We start from the raw sequence: 16,984 nt of genomic DNA on the forward strand, positions 1-16,984 counted from the left end.
TTTTTTAACGAGTTGATTAACTTCTTGCCGTACCGTCGTGGAGTACGGACACCTGATACCGATTGGGTGCCCGTCTTTTATGTAAACGCGTCGACGAGGGGTCGGAATGAAGGAAAACATAGCCTATTCGATGGCTCTGGATCTGTTGTTCAACGGTCAGAATGTTGACTATTGTGAGCGACCCATGAGCCTTTCGGCTGTTTTCACCATGTCGCTTTTTGTCGAACTTCCGGAACGGGCCCATGTTGCCGTCGTGGCACCGGGCGGCGGCCGGTTGGTCAAGAACCTCACCGACCGCGGCTATATGGTTGATGCTTTTGAGGGTCGCGATGAATGTATCGGCCACCTGGAGCGGATGTTCCAGAATGATTCGAACGTCAAAATCCTGCCGGTCCGCCATTTGGACGACCCGACCCGCCGCGACCGCATGAATTTCGACGCGCTTTTCTGCATGGATGACCTGCGCTCATTCCGTGAACAGCAGGAATGGACCGAAGACGTCCAGAAAATGATCAAACCCGGTGGGTATTTTGTCTATTCGCAGGTCTCAGACCGGTTACCCGCGAAGAGGAACACGCTCGATAAGCATTTCAACCTCGTCGGCAACTATAATGTCAGCGAGGAAACCGCCGCCCACATCAAGCACAGCTACCTGGGGCTTGAGGATTGGTCCCCGGCCGATGACCAGCTCAAGACCGCGGTCAAGACGCTGGGCATGGTGGAAACCGCGTCAGGGCTTCGCCGCAGCATCCTCACCAAGGGGGTTGAGGTGCGCTACGTCGCCTGGCGGAAGAAGGTGCCGCAGCGGCGTACCTCAAACGAGGATTAATCCTCGGTTTTTCCTGAAACCTGATTTTTCCGGCGCGCCGCTCTTATGAGAATGGCGCGCTTTTCATCTGGGCTTGCCGCCGCCCATTGACCGATTTCTGAGAGATTCCGGAAACAGCCCACGCATACCTCGCCTGCGGCATCCAGCCGGCAGACATCGATGCAGGGGCTCGGGATCTCCGTCGTCATCCGCGCTTGTAGAGGCCCTCAAGCGCCTCGCCGTAAACCTCTTTCACCACATGACGGCGCAGCTTCAAGGTCGGCGTCATCTGCTCATTCTCGATGGTGAAGCTTTCGGGGGCGATGATGAATTGCCGGATTTTCTCAAGGTTCGATAGCCGGTGGTTGACCCGCGCGACGGCGGTATCGAGCGCTTTCCTGAGGTCAGGGTCGGAGGCCAGGTCTTTGAGGCCGCCTTCCTTGCCGTTTTCCTTGGCCCAGCCCGCCAGCCACTCGACGTCCGGCACGATCAGGCCGACAAGGTGCGGGCGCCTGTCGCCGTAAACCATCGCCTGGGCGATTTCGTCCTCAAGCGCCAGCATGCCTTCGATGCGCTGGGGGGAGACATTGTCGCCCTTGTCGTTGACGATGATGTCTTTCTTGCGGTCGGTGATCTCCAGATAGCCATCTTCGTCGAAGCGGCCGATATCACCCGTGTGCAGCCAGCCGTTGACGATGGTGCGCTCGGTGGTGCGTTCGTCGCGCCAATAGCCCTTCATTACCTGTTCGCCGCGCACGAGGATTTCCCCGTCTTCGGCGATCATGACTTCGGACTGCTCGAATATCTTGCCGACGGTATGCAGCTTGGGGGCTGAGGGCGGGTTCACCGAAATCACCGGTCCGGCTTCTGTCTGGCCGTAGCCCTGCAGGAGCGGCAGGCCGAGGGCGGCGAAGAAATAGCCGACATCGGGTGCGAGCGGGGCGCCGCCGGAGACAAGCGCCTTGAGCCGGCCGCCGAACTGGCCTTTGACCTTGCGCCGGACGACGAGGCTGAGCACGGCGTTTTCGATTTTCTCCTTCACCGAAAGCTTCTCGCCCTTGGAGATACGGGTGCCAAGCTCGATACAGCGTTCGAACAGCCGGGCCTTGGCGCCGCCGCCCTTGAGGACGGAGCGGCTGATCCGGGTCCGGAGCATCTCAAACAGGCGCGGCACCACCACCATGATGGTGGGTTTGGTCTCGGCCATGTTGGCGGCCAGCTTGTCCAGGCTTTCGGCGTACCAGATTTCTGCACCCAGGCTGAGGGGCAGGCACTGGCCGGCGGTATGTTCGTAAGCGTGGCTGAGCGGCAGGAACGACAGGAAACTGTTGCCCTTGAGGCCCAGTTCTTTGATCACGGTGGCCGCGCCTTCGCAGTTATGCAGGATGGCGCCGTGGTGGATCATCACGCCCTTGGGCGCGCCGCCGGTGCCGCTGGTGTAGATGAGACAGGCGATATCGTCGCGGCTGGTTGTAGCAACGCGGGCCTGGCAATTGCCAATGTCGGCGTCTTCCGTGGACAGGACCGTATCCCAGTCATGCAGCGCGACATTGAGGCTTTGCTCGATCTTGGTCGGCTCGATGACGATGGTGTGCTCCAGATCGTCGGACTGGTGCGCGGCCTTGAGGAAGGTGCGGGCGAGCGACTTGGTGGAAACAACCGCCGCCTTGGCGCCGCTGTTTTCCAGGATATGGAGATAGTCGCGCGCGGTATAGGTGGTGTAGGCGGGAACGGTGATGGCCCCAAGGGTCATGATGGCCAAATCGGCGATGAACCATTCCGGCCGGTTTTCGCTGACGATGACGACCCTATCGCCAGCCCCGACCCCAAGGCGTTCAAGCCCTGCCGCGAGTTTGGCGACCTTTTCGGCGGTTTCGCGCCAGCTGAGGGTCTTCCAGGCCCCGTCTGATTTTGCGTGCAGAAACGGCTTGTTCGCGAATGTTGCCGCCTGCTCATAGAACATTGCAGTCAGGCTCGGCCAGCGCTTGATCGGCATTGGACCTTTCCTCCCATCCCTTCCCAGTGATTGCTGCTTTTGTGGCCTAAAAAATGCTCGGCGGCAAGTCCGCTTCGCGTGCCGCCCAGCGGATTGAGGCAAGCCCCGGGTGTTACATGGGAAGCACAGGCGTGCGCGGGGCTGAAAAAAAGTCGTCCGGTTTGACCGATGGCCCTTGCCAGCAAGCGGACAGGGTGCGATACCGTAACGGAAAGCGCGCCGGGCCGGCTGTTGTTTTGCCGGGGGTTTCCTTGGGAATCAGGCTGGTGCGCACAAGTCTTAAGAATGCGGTTGGTGGCCATGGCTGGCACACACGAAGACATCGAAGACGCACCCCTGCCGGAAGATCCTGTCCGGGACGACTTTTCTTCTGCGGAGAAGGGTGCCTCCAATCTTCCAGAAGATGTATCCACCGATATTTCCGCTGACATTGCCGATGAAAAACGTCTGCATTTGAAGGCTTTCGATTATTGGCTTGGCCTCAAGGGCGACAGGCCGTTGCCGCTGTTCGGGGAACTGACGCCCGGCGGTCTCGCGCCCTACAGGACCAACGCCCTGCTGTTGGAATTTTCCGATGCCGGACCCGTGGTGCGTTTCATCGGAGACAAGGTCAGCATCCTGATCGATGCGCCGATCATGGCCGGCACCAACCTCAGCGATTTTCCAAACTCCACCTTCGCCCAGGCGCTCATTGGTCAGCTGGCCGACGAGGTCGGGCGGGCGACGGCGACCGAATTCGAATTTGTCGAGGATTTGCTGGATTGCCGCGGGATCATGCTGCCCTTCAGCCGGGATGGCGCCCACGCCAATTTCGTCATGGTGGTGACCAATTTCCGCCGCCGCGAAGGCTTAGAGCACGGCGAAAGCTTTGTGCTGGATGACCTGCGCATGGCTTGTGAACGTGCGGCGCGCGATGTGGTGCATCTGGACGGTGGTAGCCGGGACAGCCTTTATGAAGCCCTTTCCCGGGCGCTCGCCCTCTATGAAGAGGGCCGGAACAATCCGGCGGCCTATCAGGCCATGTTGGCGGCTGAAGGGCTGAAGGTCCAGGCGCGGGCGCCGTTTACCCCCGCGCTCAAGCTCACCTTCGGCAAGGATTATGACAAGACCCGGCTGACCGAATATGCCGCGGCTCTATCCTGTGCTGCGCGTGCGGGCAAAAGCGCCGCCACCCTGGTCGCCTTCCTGAAGGCGGTTCCGGGCGGCATCAAGGGCTGCGTCCAGCAGGAACGCGCGGAACGCCGCAAGGCCAAGGGCACGGCGCTTCATGCCCGCGAAGAAGCCATGCTGCAGGCGGCCCGGACGGCCAAGCCGGTCAAACTGCAGGATATCAAAACCGAAGATGAATTTTGCCTGATCCTCGGGCGCCGAAACAAGGACGGCGCAATCGAGCTTCTGGGTACTGCCGACGCCGGCGATGGCACCACTGAAAGAGTGTTGCGCCGGTTTATACAACAAAAACCATAACAGATATTTCCACGGGTAACGGGTTACAGAGGGACAAGTAAGGTGACCACGGACGAACAACGAAAACAGATCATGGCCGAAGTCAGCCGGTTGGCAATTGAGGCAATGTCCGGTGAAGCTTTTGAAGAGTTTGAGGCTTTTCTGAACGAATTTTACGGCTCCAAGGGTCCTGACGACCTGATGGACCAGCCGCCCGCAACGCTGTTTGCCATTGCGCACAGCATGTGGGAGGGCGGCGCGACCCGCAAGGCGGGCAAGCCGGTCATCCGGCTCCTCAATCCGCGCACCAAAGCCTGGAATACCCACCATACGGTTATCGAAATCGTCAATGACGACATGCCGTTCCTGGTTGATTCGATCACTGGCTGCCTGGCGGTTACACACCACCACCGCGTCCATATGATGCACCACCCGATCGTTACCGCGAACCGGGACGACAAGGGCAAGCGCGTCGGCAAGGACGCGGGCAAGCCGGTCTCCGAAAGCTATATGTATATCGAGATCGACGCCCAGTCGGACAAGGCTGTGCTCGCCGATATCAAAGCGGCGCTCGAAGACACGCTGGAAGATGTCCGCTCGGCGGTGGCTGACTGGAAGGCCATGCTCGCCAAGATCGATGAGACGGTTGCGTCCCTCACGGTCAACCCGCCGCCCATCGACCAGGAAGAGGTGGACGAAACCATCCGTTTCCTGCGCTGGCTTGGCGCCGACCATTTCACCTTCCTCGGGTTCCGGGAATATCGTTTCGATGGCGACCCGGCGACCTTCGATTTCAACCGGGTTGAAGGCTCGGGCCTCGGTATCCTCCGTAACCCTGAACGGAACGTGCTTCGGGACAAGGATGGCCTGACACCCATGTCGCCGGAAATCCGTCACTTCCTGATCCAGCCGGACCCGCTGATCATCACCAAGGCCAACGTGAAGTCGACCGTGCACCGGCCGTCGCATCTGGACTATATCGGCGTCAAAATCTTTGATGCTGATGGCCATGTGATCGGTGAGCGGCGCTTTGTCGGCCTCTTTACCTCGCTGTCCTACAGCCAGTTCGCGCATGATGTGCCGGTGCTCCGGGGTAAGGTCAACAATGTGCAGAAGCGCGCGCACTTCTTCAGTCCGCGCTCCTATGCCGCTAAGGCGATCTCGCACATTATGGAAACCTTCCCGCGGGATGAGCTGTTCCAGATCAGCGAAGACCGGCTCTATGAAACCGTCATGGGCGTGCTGCAGCTGACCGAACGCCCGCGTCCGCGCGCCTTCGTGCGGCCGGACCGGTTTGGGCGCTTTGTGTCCGCCATCGTCTATGTTCCACGTGAAAACTATCATTCGGGGCTGCGCTCGGCGATCGCCGACATCCTGTGCAAAAGCTTCAACGGCGAAGTGTCGGTCTATTACGCCATGCTGAGCGAAGAAGCGCTCGCCCGCTGGCACTTCATCATCCGGACCCGTCCGGGCGAAGTGGGTCACCCGAGCGAGGAAGAGATCAACCGCCAGATCGCCGAAGCCGCCCAGGGCTGGACAGACCGACTTCACCAGGAGCTGGTCAGCCACCATGGTGAGGAAGTCGGCAACCGGCTGCATCATGAATATAAGAACCGCTTTACGGTGGCGTACCGTGAAGCTTTCACGCCGTCGCAGGCCGCGTACGATGTGGCCAAGCTGGAGGAGGTCGCGGGCCGGGATGATATCCGGGTCGATTTCTACCGGCATCTCAGCGACGGGGAAGACCGTTTCCGCCTGAAGATCTATCACGGGACCCAGCTGATCGCGCTGTCGAGCTGTATGCCGATCCTGGAGAATATGGGCTTCCGCGTACTGTCCGAGCATAGCTATGAAATGCGGGAAGGCGCGCCTGGTTATATCCATGATTTCGCGCTCGGCCGCCCGGAAGGCACGCCGTTCTCCCTCGACCGGCTCAAGCCGCTGGTTGAAGAGCTCTATATGAAGATCTGCCAGGGCGCGTCGGAAAACGACGGCTTCAACGAACTGGTGCTGACCTCTGCCATGGGCTGGGACGAAATCATCATCCTGCGCGCCTACGGCAAATACCTGCGCCAGCTCGGCATGGGCTATACGCCGGATTATATCGCCGACAGCATGGTCGAACATTCCACCTTCTCGGCACAGCTTGTGGCGCTCTTCAAGGTACAGTTCGACCCGCACTATGCCTCGGCCAACCGGGACCAGCTCGCGGGTAACATTATCAGCGACCTCAGGAACCAGCTTGAGGGTGTGACCAGCCTCGACCATGACCGCATCCTGCGTGCCTACATGAATGTCATCAAGGCGACGCTCAGGACAAACTTCTACCAGCCGGGTGTTCTGGAAGGCGACGACGAACGCGCGCTTGCCTTCAAGATCCGCTCCCGCCAGGTGGATGAAGCGCCGCTGCCGAAGCCTTTCGCCGAGATCTGGGTCTACAGCCCACGGGTCGAAGGCGTGCACCTGCGCTCCGGCCCTGTGGCCCGTGGTGGCCTGCGCTGGTCCGACCGGCGCGAGGATTTCCGCACCGAGGTGCTCGGCCTTGTGAAGGCGCAGCAGGTCAAGAACGCCGTGATCGTGCCGCAGGGTGCGAAAGGTGGCTTCTTCCCGAAAATGCTGCCGACCTCGGGTGACCGTGAAGCCTTCCTCGCTGAAGGCGTGGCGGCGTACCGGTCGTTCGTGCGCAGCCTGCTGTCGCTGACCGACAACCTCAAGGGCGGCAAGGTCATTGCGCCTTCGGATGTGGTGCGCCGGGACGATGACGACCCCTATCTGGTCGTCGCGGCCGACAAGGGCACGGCGACCTTCTCGGATATCGCCAACAGCCTGTCGGAAGGCCAGAAATTCTGGCTCGGGGATGCGTTCGCGTCCGGCGGCTCCCACGGCTATGACCACAAGAAGATGGGCATCACCGCGAAAGGGGCCTGGGTCAGTGTCCAGCGTCACTTCCGCGAGATGGGTATCAATGTCCAGAAGGACCCGATTGATGTGATCGGTGTTGGCGACATGGCGGGCGACGTGTTCGGGAACGGCATGCTGCTCTCGAAAACCATTCGCCTCAAGGCCGCCTTCAACCATATGCACATCTTCCTGGACCCGAACCCCGGGGACACCCAGGCAAACTGGAAGGAGCGCAAGCGTCTCTTCGATTTGCCGCGTTCGAGCTGGGATGACTATAACCGGGACCTGATCTCCAAGGGCGGCGGCATCTATCCGCGCTCGATGAAGTCGATCCCGCTGACCGATGAGGTCAAGGCGTGGCTCGATGTCGACGCTGACGCCATGACCCCGAACGACCTGATGCACCGTATCCTGAAGGCCGAAGCCGACCTTCTGTGGTTCGGCGGGATCGGGACGTACGTCCGCGCGAGCGACGAGACCAACGCCCAGGCCGGCGACCGCGCCAACGACGCGATCCGCGTGACGGCGAGCCAGCTTCGGGTCAAGGCGGTGGGTGAAGGCGCCAACCTGGGCATGACCCAGCGCGCCCGCATCGAATATGGCCGCAAGGGTGGCCGGTCCAACACCGACTTTATCGACAACTCGGCCGGTGTGGATTGCTCGGACAAGGAGGTCAACATCAAGATCCTTCTGACCGATGCCATCGCCAAGAAGAAGCTGACGCGCGAAGACCGGGATGACCTTCTGGTGTCGATGACCGATGAGGTCTCCTCGATCGTACTCAGCGACAACTATCTGCAGACGCAGGCGATCTCGCTTGCTGAAGCGCAGGCGGTCAGCTCGCGTGAATATCACCTCGGCCTTATCCGGGCGCTGGAGCGTGACGGCGGCCTGAACCGCGAAATCGAGAACCTGCCGTCGGACGAAGGCTTCGCTGAACTGGCGTCCAATGAAAGCGGGCTCTCGCGGCCGGAAATCTCGACTCTGATGGCCTATGCCAAGATGTCGCTCCTCGATATCCTGGTTGCCAGCCACCTGGTGGATGACCCGGTTCTTAAGCCGGAGCTCGAATGGGGCTTCCCGTCCGTGCTTAGGGAGCGTTTCGCCGACGAGCTTCAGACACACCAGCTGAAGCGTGAGATCATCGCCACCGTTCTTGCCAACGAAGTGGTGAACTGGGCGGGCCTGACCTTTGTCTATGAAGTGAAGGAAGAAACAGGCCTCGGCGTTGAGGACATCATCGCCGCCTTCGTCATCGTGCGGGAAATCTTCGGTCTCCAGCACCAGTGGGAGGCGATCAACGCGCTCGACTATAAGGTCGATGCGAGCGTGCAGTATGACATGCACCAGTCGGTGTCCGACTCGCTCAAGATCCAGGTTATGTGGATGCTCCGCCACCTGCCGCGGCCGTTCGATGTCAGCGCGCTGGTGGACCGCTTCAAGGACCCTGTCGCCAAACTGTTCGGCATCAAGCAGGAAATCCTGTCGGAACCTGCACAGGAAGCCTTCCTCGCCCGCCGCGATGGCCTGAAGGACCTGGGTGTCGGGCATGACCTCGCCACCTTCGTCGCGGCCTTCGAGGTTCTGGCCTCGGGCCCGGACATCATCACGGTGGCCGAAGAAGCGGGCAAACCGGTCGATTATGTCGCCGCGGTTCACTTCGCACTCGGCGATATGCTCGGGTTCGACTGGCTGCGCCAGCGGGCCGACCGTATCCTGCCGGACGACCATTGGGAAGTGCTGGCGATCCGCTCGCTCCTTGAGGACCTGGCCGACCAGCAGCGCAGCCTGGTGGAAGACGTGTGCAAGGGTGCGGGTGACAAGACGGCCAAGAAGGCGACCAAGGAATGGCAGGAAGCCCAGCAGACGCGCATTATCCGCGCTGAGCGCTTGATTGACGACCTGTCATCCTCCGGTACGCTTTCGGTCGCCAAGATGAGCTTCGCGGCGCGTCACCTCCGGTCGATCCTGCGCTAGGGCACACGGCTAAAGAAACTAAAAAGAAGGGGCGGCCATCTGGTCGCCCTTTTAGTTTGCGAGGGCCCCGGCCCAGGGCGTCATATCCGCGGGCGGATATGGGGGAGAAGCCCAGGTGGCCGGGGGTAGGAAGTTTTGGGGGTATCGTCTCGCACTCAGGCCTGGGTCAGAAACGTGCCGCGGTTCCAGTCGTCAAGCGTGGCCATGATCTCTTCCCGCGTGGTCATCACGAACGGACCATAACGGGCGACAGGTTCACCGATCGGGGCGCCAGCGACCATCAGGAAGCGGCTGTCTTCCTCACCCGCCACCTCAACCGTGTCACCGTCCGTCAGGATGATGAGCGTGCGCGGGGGCACCGCTTGCCCTGCCACCGTCAGCGTGCCCTCGATGCCATAGAGGAACACCGTATGGCCCGGGGTGACCGGCAGCGTGGCAGGTCCGCCCCCTGTCAGCGTTACGTCGGCGAATAGCGGTCTGACGGCAATGTCCGTGACCGGCCCCTCCTGGCCAGCGAGCACGCCCGCGACCAGCCGGGCCGTATAGCCTTCACCTTCGACCGTGGGGATGGTGTCAGCCATCACGTCCTGGTAGCGCGGCGCGATCATTTTCTTGGCCGATGGCAGGTTGACCCACAGCTGGAAGCCGCGGATGGCCTCACCCTTCGTCGTTGGCATTTCCGAATGGACAATACCGCGGCCCGCCGTCATCCACTGGGCGTCACCGGGGCCGATTTCACCCTTGTTGCCGGCGGTGTCGCCGTGTTCCATCCGGCCGGACAGCATGTAGGTGACGGTCTCGAACCCCCGGTGCGGGTGTTCGGGGAAGCCGAAGCTGCCGGGCGCACCCGCGGGCATGTCCATCTCATCCAGCAGCAGGAACGGGTCCAGGTTCATCAGGCCCTTGAGGCCTATGGAGCGGTGGACGGTAACGCCGTCGCCTTCGGGGATGGTCAGGGCCGGGTAAAGCCTGGCAATTTTACGCGTGGTCATTGCTCTTCCTCCGTCTGGAGCCAGTCGCGGCCGTGGGGGCTTGTGAAATCAAGCACAGGGCCTACGGGGATAATGCCGGCCGGGTTGATGGTCCGGTGGCTCCGATAATAGTGGGTTTTGATATGGTCGATATTGACGGTCTCCGCCACGCCGGGCAGGGCGTAGATATCGCGCACATAGGCGGACAGCTCGGCATAGTCGGCGAGGCGGCGGATATTGCATTTGAAATGCCCGACATAAACGGCATCGAACCGCACCAGCGTGGTGAAAAGCCGGATGTCGGCTTCGGTGAGCCTGTCGCCCATCAGGTAGCGGTTTTCCGACAGATGGCCTTCGAGCCAGTCGAGCGTCTCAAAGAGCGGGCCGATAGCTTCCTCGTACGCCGCCTGTGTGGTTGCGAACCCGGCCTTGTAGACGCCGTTGTTGACCGTGTCATAGATGCGGCTGTTGAAGGCTTCAATCTCGCTGTGCAAGCTTTCGGGCCAGTAATCACCCGCGCGGGCGCCCAAGGCGTCGAACGCGCTGTTCATCATGCGGATGATGTCCGCGCTTTCGTTACTGACGATTGTTTCGCGCTTTTTGTCCCACAGAACCGGCACGGTCACGCGGCCGCTGTAAGTGGGGTCCGCTCGGGTATAAAGCTCATGCAGGAACCGGTGGCCATAAAGCGCGTCACCGCTTGAGCCGCCTTTCTCATCGAATGTCCAGCCGTCCTCCAGCATGGTGGGGGCCACCACGGAGACGTCGATCATCTCCTCGAGCCCCTTGAGCGCGCGCATCACCAGCGTGCGGTGCGCCCACGGGCAGGCGTAGGAGACATAGAGGTGATAGCGGCCCGGCTCGGCCTCAAACCCACCGTTCCCGGTGGGGCCCGGTGTGCCGTCGCGCGTGACCCAGTTCCTGAACCGGCTGTCTTGGCGGACGAAACGGCCGCCGGTCGATTTGGTATCGTACCAGCTATCCTGCCATTCACCGTCAATCAGCCTGCCCATCTGAGCCTCCTATATCGTTGCTGTCGTTCCCTGAAAGATGCGACCGATCATCCGGTTTGTGTAGCGCCGCAATCCGCAAGCCGGTGTTGCGTGAAAGCGAACACTTCGGAAGGCTTAGAGGCAGCCAGCGTTTTCGGGGGTGTCGAACCAGGCGGCAAGATGGTCGATAAAGGCGCGGACCTTGGTGGGCAGCAGGCGTTTTTCCGGGTAGAGCGCATAAAGGTGGCTGTTGGGCGGGCAATAGTCCTCCAGAATCGGCACGACAGCACCGCTTGTGATAGCTTCATGCAGGTAAAAGCGCGGGATGGCGGCAATGCCGAGGCCCTGGCGCGCGGCCTCAAGCTGCATTTCGCCCGAATTGGTGCTGAGTGTGCCGCCTACGCGCACCGTGCGGTCCTCGCCGTCCTCGATGAAGCGCCACTGGTTACCCACGGGCAGGTTGGAATAGAGGATGCAGCGGTGATCCTTCAGGTCCTCCGGCACCTTCGGGGTGCCGTGTTCGGCGAGATAAGCGGGGCTTGCCACCATATGGCTGTGGATGGTGGTGATCTTGCGGGCGATCAGGCTGGTATCGTCGAGCGCGCGGCTGATCCTGAGGCCGAGGTCATAGCCGCCGCCGATGATATCGACCCGCTCGTCGGTCAGGTTCATGTCCATGCCAAGGTCGGGGTGCAGTTTCATGAACTCGGTGATCGGGTGGGCGAGGCGCTTGTCGGTGAAGCTGCGGGGCGCGGTGAGGCGGAGCGTGCCGATGAGGTTTTCATCCGCGCATTTGACCGATTGGCGCGCGTCTTCGAGGTCATCGAGGATACGCAGCACCCGCTCATAAAAGGCCGTACCCGCATCCGTGGGGGTCACCCCCTTGGTGTTGCGCGCCAAAAGCCGGGCACCGACCTCGTCTTCGAGCGCCTGGATACGCCGGCTCGCCACCGATTTGGTGATATGCAGCGCCCGCGCCGCCGCCGTGAGGTTACCGGCCTCCACCGCCCGGCAGAAGGTTTTTATGGCTTGAAGATCCATGGGTGATGTGCTCCCAGCGTTGCCAATTTTGCACCAAAGATAGCAGGTCAGGCTTTCTCTGTCGCGATCCATTCAACACGAAGGTCGGCGAGTTCGGCTTTGATCTCCTCAAGGCTGACCAGCCCCATACAGGGTATGGCGCCGCGGGTTTTGCAGCTATCCGTGGCCAGCTTCTTGATCAGGATTACCGCAGGGGTGATCGGGATGTTCAGGCCGTCGCCTTTTCGGGCGGTCACCTGGAAGCGGATTTTACGGGGCTGTCCGTCAGTGCCTTTGCCGCTGAGGGTCATGAACAGCAGGCTGTCATCCCCGCCGAAGTGGTCGAACCAGCGGGACATGCCGAGCAGCGGTCGGGCAAGCCGCTTCAGGTTCGGCAGAAGCCTAAGCCTGTGCCCCCAGCTCATGAGCCAAAGTCCAACCTGCATGATCTTGACCTCAAGCCCAGCATAGAAACGCACGGTCTGAAGGCTTGGGTAGCGCGCAGGCAGTAGGCTCAGGTCCGGGATGTCACAATTGGCGAAGCCGCGCCAGCCGAGGCCGGGCAACTTGCGGAAATGAAAATCCTGCCAGCCGTAAACCGGCTGCATATGGCCGTCTTTCAGCGTCTCGAACGGTTCCCCGGCGTAGGATAGAACCGCTTCGGTGGTGGCCAGTCCCCGGCTGGTGCGCTGGGCCGTGCCGATGCCATATTCGACGGAGGTCAGTTCCTGAAAGCCGGGCAGATACTGGTCGATGATGGCGGAGGACAGCCCGGGGACCGAGCTTGCACCACTGATCACCAGTAGGTCATTCGCGCGGGCTTCCTCATCAAGCGCGGTGATGCCGGGCACGAAAGCGCGGGCGTCGGCGAGGTCGAGATAATGGCAGCCAGCGGCAATGCAGGCTTTGGCGACCGCATAGTCCTGCCCTTGAAATGGGCCGGAAGTGTGGAGGACGATGTCAGGCTGGTGCTGTTCAAGCGCTGCTTCAAGGCCGCTTCTATAGTCGAAGATTGCGATCCCAACCGAGCGGGCGGCTTTCAGGTTTTTCGCAAGGGCTTCGGCTTTCTCGGCTGAGCGCCCGGCAATGATCAGCTGGATATTGGGGTCCATAGCCAACCGTTCAGCGGCCAGCGCGCCGAAGTTGCCATAGCCGCCGATGATCAGGACACGCTTAGCCATCAGCCTTTCCCCCTTCCGCATCGTTTAAAGGAATCGCCGCGGTCGAGAAGCTGCCACGATACTCGTAAATCTTGCCGAACAGCGGATGCTGGATATCGACATACATGTCGAACTGGTCGTCGCCCGTGGCCCATTCCTTGGCATTCACATGTCCAATCAGCCATCCCAGTGGCAGCGGGATGAAAAACCCGAACAGGCACAGGGCGTAGCCGTCATGTTTCAGCTTCACCCGCCCGTCCTCGAACCGGAAGCGCACGCGCCAGCCCAGGCGGAATTTCATTACCTCGACCACGCGGTCCCCGCCCCTCGGTACCATGCGGGAATGGAAGCGGTAGGGTTTCCCACTGCCAAGGTGGAACAGCCTGTCGAAATGGAAGGCCCTTGATGTCGGCTCGCTTCTGAAATCCACGGTGACCGGGACGTCGTGCGCATTCACAAGCGGGATACCGCCAAACAGGCGCGAGATCGGCGCAAACAAGCGCAGGATCGGCGCTGTTTCTACTGCCATGGTGCCGGAAACCCGGGAGCTATCCTCCGAATAGGGGCGGTTTCTATAGTGCTTCAGCATTGTGGGCGGAAGTTTGTCCCAGTTGGCACCAAAAATAGCCTTGAAGGTGGGTGCTTTGCGGTCGGCGAGGTTGTCGGTCATCTGTGTCATGCCGGTTTCGCCACCATCAGGTAAAAGACCAGAATAAGGCTGATGAAGGCGGGCCAGCCCAGCAGGAACCACAGCCTGAAATAACGCTGGAAGGTTTCCGGCAGGGGCGTGTCTGCTGCGTGGGCTTCTGTCAGCATCTGTTTCATTTTGATCTGCAGCCACACCACGGGCAGCCAGCAGGCTCCTGCGATCAGATAGAGGATATAGACCGCAACCAGCCAGGGTTCGCCAAGGCCATAGCCGCCCAAGTGGATCAACCAGAATCCGGTGAGCGGTTGCAGGATTACGGCGGGGGCGGTGAAGATATAGTCAGCACGCACCGTCCAGCGAGCAGCAAAGACCCGCGCGGCCATATCAGGGGCACGCTGGCCCATGAACATGAAAAAGGCGATGCCGAGCCCGGTGCCGAACAGAACGGTCGAACCAATGACATGGATCGCCTTGATAAGGCTGTATGTATCCACAGGCTACCCCCCCCCAAGTGCTTGAAAACACTGTGGCATGGCTGCCTTTAGGGGTCCAGCCGTGAAACTGTCGCAGGGGTAGAAAAACCGACGGTCGGTCCGCCGGTTTGTCTGTGTTCCATGTCAACGCCAGCGGCGGCTGATGTAGAAGGAGGCGAGGCCGCCGGTCATCAGCATGGCGCCGAGGGCGATGATCCATTGGTTGCGCGGTGTGTTATCGGCGAAGCCGCCTGATATCATTGTGTAAAGGCGCACGCCGCCTTCGACCTTTTTGACGAAGGCCTCGCCACGGTTTTCAGGCAGGGTGAGAAAGTCATAATCCAGCCGTCCGACGAGGCTTTGGGCGTCGCCTTTTCCGTCCTTATCGTCCGGGCTTGGCATCCCGGCTGCCATGAAATCGAAAATATGCAGCGGTTCCCCGGCATGGATGACGCCGGGGGAGCGGTAACTGTAAATCGGCATTTCATTATCGGACACAAAGGCCTCATGGCCAAGCAGGCCGCCGCCGGTCATCAACATGATGAGCCCAGCGATGAGCCAGCCGCGCATGGTGCGGGCCTGTTTCTGTTCCCGCATCAGGAGGAGCGAGCGGACCTGGGCGATTTCCTTGAGCTTGTCGAGCTCGGACCAGGTGACCTCCCGGCACAGGTCATCCAGTTTGATGCCGAAGGTTTTCATCAGCTTGTCGAACACCTCTTCGGACGGATAGCTTTTACCGGTTTCGAGTTTCGAGAGATAGGATTGTTCGATCCCGACCTTTGCTGCGGCTTCGGGCTGGGTCCAACCGGCGTGTTCCCGCTGTTTCTTGAGATAGTCACCAAATTTCATTTTGTGTCTCCTGCAGCTTTTCGCTGACTACTGTCGTGTTGTTGCTGTCGTGACAGGGCATTGAAAACACAAAACATTCTTCGGAAGTCCCCATGGGAATACTAGGTGAATAGGCTGGAATATGGCCAGGAAACCAGTGAATAAAGCGCTGGAGGTGGAGAATATCAGGCAAAGCCGCGGCCTCAGTCTTTCGCGCCTGGCTTGACCGCGAGCATCTAAGTCTCGGTATGCGGTGTCCGGTCGCGGTCACCCCGTACCAGGGTCTTCATGGTATCGACAAAGCGCGTCAGGATCACCTCAACGGCGTCGGCCGAAAAACCGCCCAGCATGGCCAGAAGCGGTTTCGAGAAATTGTGGGTATTGATGGGGATGATCTCCGCGAGGACGTAGCCCGCGACGACGCCCAGCAGGATGCGCATGGCATAGGAAGACCCATAAGCGACATCAAACTTGTTGGTGATCAGATACTTGTACATTTTCACGAGATTATAGAAGCAGGCGCCAATACCCGCCGCGGAGAGATAGAAACTCGCTACGATCAGCTGGATGGTGCCGTCCCGGTCCATGAAGGTTTTGTCAATATAGTCTTTGCTGATTTCCGTGAAGGTGGAAAGGGACAGGAAGCCCAGCAGAAAGACCAGGGTTGCGCCCCACATGGCCCAGATGATGACTTTCTTCTTTTCCTCATAATGATGCCCGCGCAGGCTGCCGGGGGTGATAGGTGCAATGACCTTTCCCAATTGTTGGTGGTTTGCCGCGAGCCGTTCCAGAAAGCGGTCATCGTACTCAAAACCAGCCTCTGTTGCCTGTTGCAGGATGCTGATTGTGCCGGCCACGGTTTCCGGGGGACAAGGCAGCCCCAGGCCTGCGATCCGGTCCAGCATACAATCAAGGTCGGTCAACAGGCGCTGAACACTTTCGGGCAGGTCTTGCTGTTCTTGTCCATTATCTTCATGGCCACCCCTTCTCCGGGCAGCTGGATTGCGGCGGTATGCCAATAGTCCATCCTCCAGCGTCTAATGTTGGGCTTTTGGCCCATGGGGTTAACGCTTTTGGTTGGAACCATGTGATTGATGGTGCGAGGCAAGCCTTACGGGTTGGGGACAAAAAAACCGGCCAGAGCGGCCGGTTTTCGTTGTGTCTCATGAAGACGCTTATTTGGGGGCGATGACCATGATCATCTGGCGGCCTTCCATCTTGGGCCGGGCCTCGATCTTGGCGGCTTCCTCCATCTCGGAGGTGACGCGCTGGAGGACTTCCATACCCAGGTCCTGGTGGGCCATCTCGCGGCCCCGGAAACGGATGGTTACCTTGACCTTGTCACCGCTTTCGATGAACTGATGAATCTTCTTCATCTTGGTCTGGTAATCATGGACGTCGATACCGGGACGCATCTTGATTTCTTTGACTTCCTGCGTCTTCTGGTTCTTACGCGCAAGGTTAGCCTTTTTCTGCTGTTCGTACTTGAACTTTCCGTAGTCGAGAACCTTGCATACGGGTGGCTCAGCGTTCGGTGAAATTTCAACGAGGTCCAGCCCGGACTCGGCGGCAATATCCATCGCCTGCTGGGTCGAGACAACACCGTGGTTTTCACCTTCCGCTCCGATCAGTCGTACCTCTTTAACACGGATTTGATCGTTGACGCGCGGCCCTTCCTGTTTGGGTGGGCCGGCAAATTGCCCTTTACGTATGTTCATTCTCCTATTGAACGTTGCTGGCGGACCGATCCTGAGAACCGGTCC

14 protein-coding genes are annotated in these 16,984 nt (G+C 60.2%); 3 read left to right on the plus strand and 11 right to left on the minus strand.

Annotated features, from left to right (window positions below; all coding sequences use genetic code 11):
• Positions 1–106 precede the first annotated feature (106 nt).
• Entirely contained in the window at positions 107–829 is a 723-nt protein-coding gene (locus K6118_RS12605; RefSeq protein ID WP_247120721.1) for a class I SAM-dependent methyltransferase, read from the plus strand.
• Here K6118_RS12605 and K6118_RS12610 read toward each other — a convergent pair.
• Together K6118_RS12610 and K6118_RS12615 are read right to left on the minus strand one after the other, a co-directional pair.
• Positions 826–1,017: a DUF1289 domain-containing protein gene (locus tag K6118_RS12610; RefSeq protein WP_247120722.1), complete on the minus strand. Its 192-nt coding sequence runs from the start codon at positions 1,015–1,017 to the stop codon at positions 826–828. The two genes, K6118_RS12605 and K6118_RS12610, sit on opposite strands and share 4 nt — an antisense overlap.
• The gene (locus K6118_RS12615; RefSeq protein WP_247120723.1) at positions 1,014–2,804 is read right to left on the minus strand and encodes an AMP-dependent synthetase/ligase; all 1,791 of its coding nucleotides are present in this window, start codon (positions 2,802–2,804) and stop codon (positions 1,014–1,016) included. Before K6118_RS12615 ends, K6118_RS12610 begins: the two co-directional genes overlap by 4 nt.
• 300 nt (positions 2,805–3,104) lie before the next feature.
• On the opposite strand from K6118_RS12615, the gene K6118_RS12620 reads away from it, so the two are divergent.
• Together K6118_RS12620 and K6118_RS12625 are read left to right on the plus strand one after the other, a co-directional pair.
• Positions 3,105–4,271, plus strand: a complete 1,167-nt coding sequence (locus K6118_RS12620) for a PAS domain-containing protein (RefSeq protein WP_247120724.1) — start codon at positions 3,105–3,107, stop codon at positions 4,269–4,271.
• A 42-nt stretch (positions 4,272–4,313) separates the two neighbouring features.
• Positions 4,314–9,128 (plus strand): NAD-glutamate dehydrogenase, encoded by a 4,815-nt coding sequence (locus tag K6118_RS12625; RefSeq protein WP_247120725.1) that lies wholly within the window; start codon positions 4,314–4,316, stop codon positions 9,126–9,128.
• Positions 9,129–9,283: 155 nt separating this feature from the next.
• Here the strand turns inward: K6118_RS12625 and K6118_RS12630 are convergent, their stop codons facing one another.
• From K6118_RS12630 to infC, 9 genes are all read right to left on the minus strand, one after another.
• A complete protein-coding gene (locus K6118_RS12630; RefSeq protein ID WP_247120726.1) occupies positions 9,284–10,120 on the minus strand; it encodes a pirin family protein in 837 nt (278 codons plus the stop codon).
• Entirely contained in the window at positions 10,117–11,112 is a 996-nt protein-coding gene (locus K6118_RS12635) for a glutathione S-transferase family protein (RefSeq protein ID WP_247120727.1), read from the minus strand. The genes K6118_RS12630 and K6118_RS12635 overlap by 4 nt, the downstream gene beginning before the upstream one ends.
• Positions 11,113–11,226: 114 nt before the next feature.
• Positions 11,227–12,132 (minus strand): LysR family transcriptional regulator, encoded by a 906-nt coding sequence (locus K6118_RS12640; protein ID WP_247120728.1) that lies wholly within the window; start codon positions 12,130–12,132, stop codon positions 11,227–11,229.
• Between the two features lie 47 nt (positions 12,133–12,179).
• Entirely contained in the window at positions 12,180–13,292 is a 1,113-nt protein-coding gene (locus tag K6118_RS12645; protein ID WP_247120729.1) for a saccharopine dehydrogenase family protein, read from the minus strand.
• Complete coding sequence (locus tag K6118_RS12650) at positions 13,285–13,950, minus strand: DUF4166 domain-containing protein (RefSeq protein ID WP_247120730.1); 666 nt, start codon at positions 13,948–13,950, stop codon at positions 13,285–13,287. Before K6118_RS12650 ends, K6118_RS12645 begins: the two co-directional genes overlap by 8 nt.
• On the minus strand, positions 13,947–14,414 hold the full coding sequence (locus tag K6118_RS12655; protein WP_247120731.1) for a DUF2269 family protein: 468 nt from the start codon (positions 14,412–14,414) through the stop codon (positions 13,947–13,949). The genes K6118_RS12650 and K6118_RS12655 overlap by 4 nt, the downstream gene beginning before the upstream one ends.
• Positions 14,415–14,537: 123 nt before the next feature.
• The gene (locus tag K6118_RS12660; protein WP_247120732.1) at positions 14,538–15,242 is read right to left on the minus strand and encodes a helix-turn-helix domain-containing protein; all 705 of its coding nucleotides are present in this window, start codon (positions 15,240–15,242) and stop codon (positions 14,538–14,540) included.
• A 215-nt stretch (positions 15,243–15,457) separates the two neighbouring features.
• Entirely contained in the window at positions 15,458–16,144 is a 687-nt protein-coding gene (locus tag K6118_RS12665; protein ID WP_247120733.1) for a hypothetical protein, read from the minus strand.
• A 252-nt stretch (positions 16,145–16,396) separates the two neighbouring features.
• Positions 16,397–16,939: a translation initiation factor IF-3 gene (gene infC, locus K6118_RS12670; RefSeq protein ID WP_247120734.1), complete on the minus strand. Its 543-nt coding sequence runs from the start codon at positions 16,937–16,939 to the stop codon at positions 16,397–16,399.
• Positions 16,940–16,984 lie beyond the last annotated feature (45 nt).

It is taken from the genome of Kordiimonas marina (genome assembly GCF_023006325.1).
GTDB classification, from domain to species: Bacteria; Pseudomonadota; Alphaproteobacteria; order Sphingomonadales; family Kordiimonadaceae; genus Kordiimonas; species Kordiimonas marina.

Coding starts and splice junctions, on each gene's coding strand:
- K6118_RS12640 (WP_247120728.1), bottom strand. CDS start 12,132: ATGGATCTTCAAGCCATAAAAACCTTCTGCCGGGCGGTGGAGGCCGGT.
- K6118_RS12660 (WP_247120732.1), bottom strand. CDS start 15,242: ATGAAATTTGGTGACTATCTCAAGAAACAGCGGGAACACGCCGGTTGG.
- K6118_RS12615 (WP_247120723.1), bottom strand. CDS start 2,804: ATGCCGATCAAGCGCTGGCCGAGCCTGACTGCAATGTTCTATGAGCAG.
- K6118_RS12650 (WP_247120730.1), bottom strand. CDS start 13,950: ATGACACAGATGACCGACAACCTCGCCGACCGCAAAGCACCCACCTTC.
- K6118_RS12605 (WP_247120721.1), top strand. CDS start 107: ATGAAGGAAAACATAGCCTATTCGATGGCTCTGGATCTGTTGTTCAAC.
- infC (WP_247120734.1), bottom strand. CDS start 16,939: ATGAACATACGTAAAGGGCAATTTGCCGGCCCACCCAAACAGGAAGGG.
- K6118_RS12620 (WP_247120724.1), top strand. CDS start 3,105: ATGGCTGGCACACACGAAGACATCGAAGACGCACCCCTGCCGGAAGAT.
- K6118_RS12630 (WP_247120726.1), bottom strand. CDS start 10,120: ATGACCACGCGTAAAATTGCCAGGCTTTACCCGGCCCTGACCATCCCC.
- K6118_RS12610 (WP_247120722.1), bottom strand. CDS start 1,017: ATGACGACGGAGATCCCGAGCCCCTGCATCGATGTCTGCCGGCTGGAT.
- K6118_RS12635 (WP_247120727.1), bottom strand. CDS start 11,112: ATGGGCAGGCTGATTGACGGTGAATGGCAGGATAGCTGGTACGATACC.
- K6118_RS12645 (WP_247120729.1), bottom strand. CDS start 13,292: ATGGCTAAGCGTGTCCTGATCATCGGCGGCTATGGCAACTTCGGCGCG.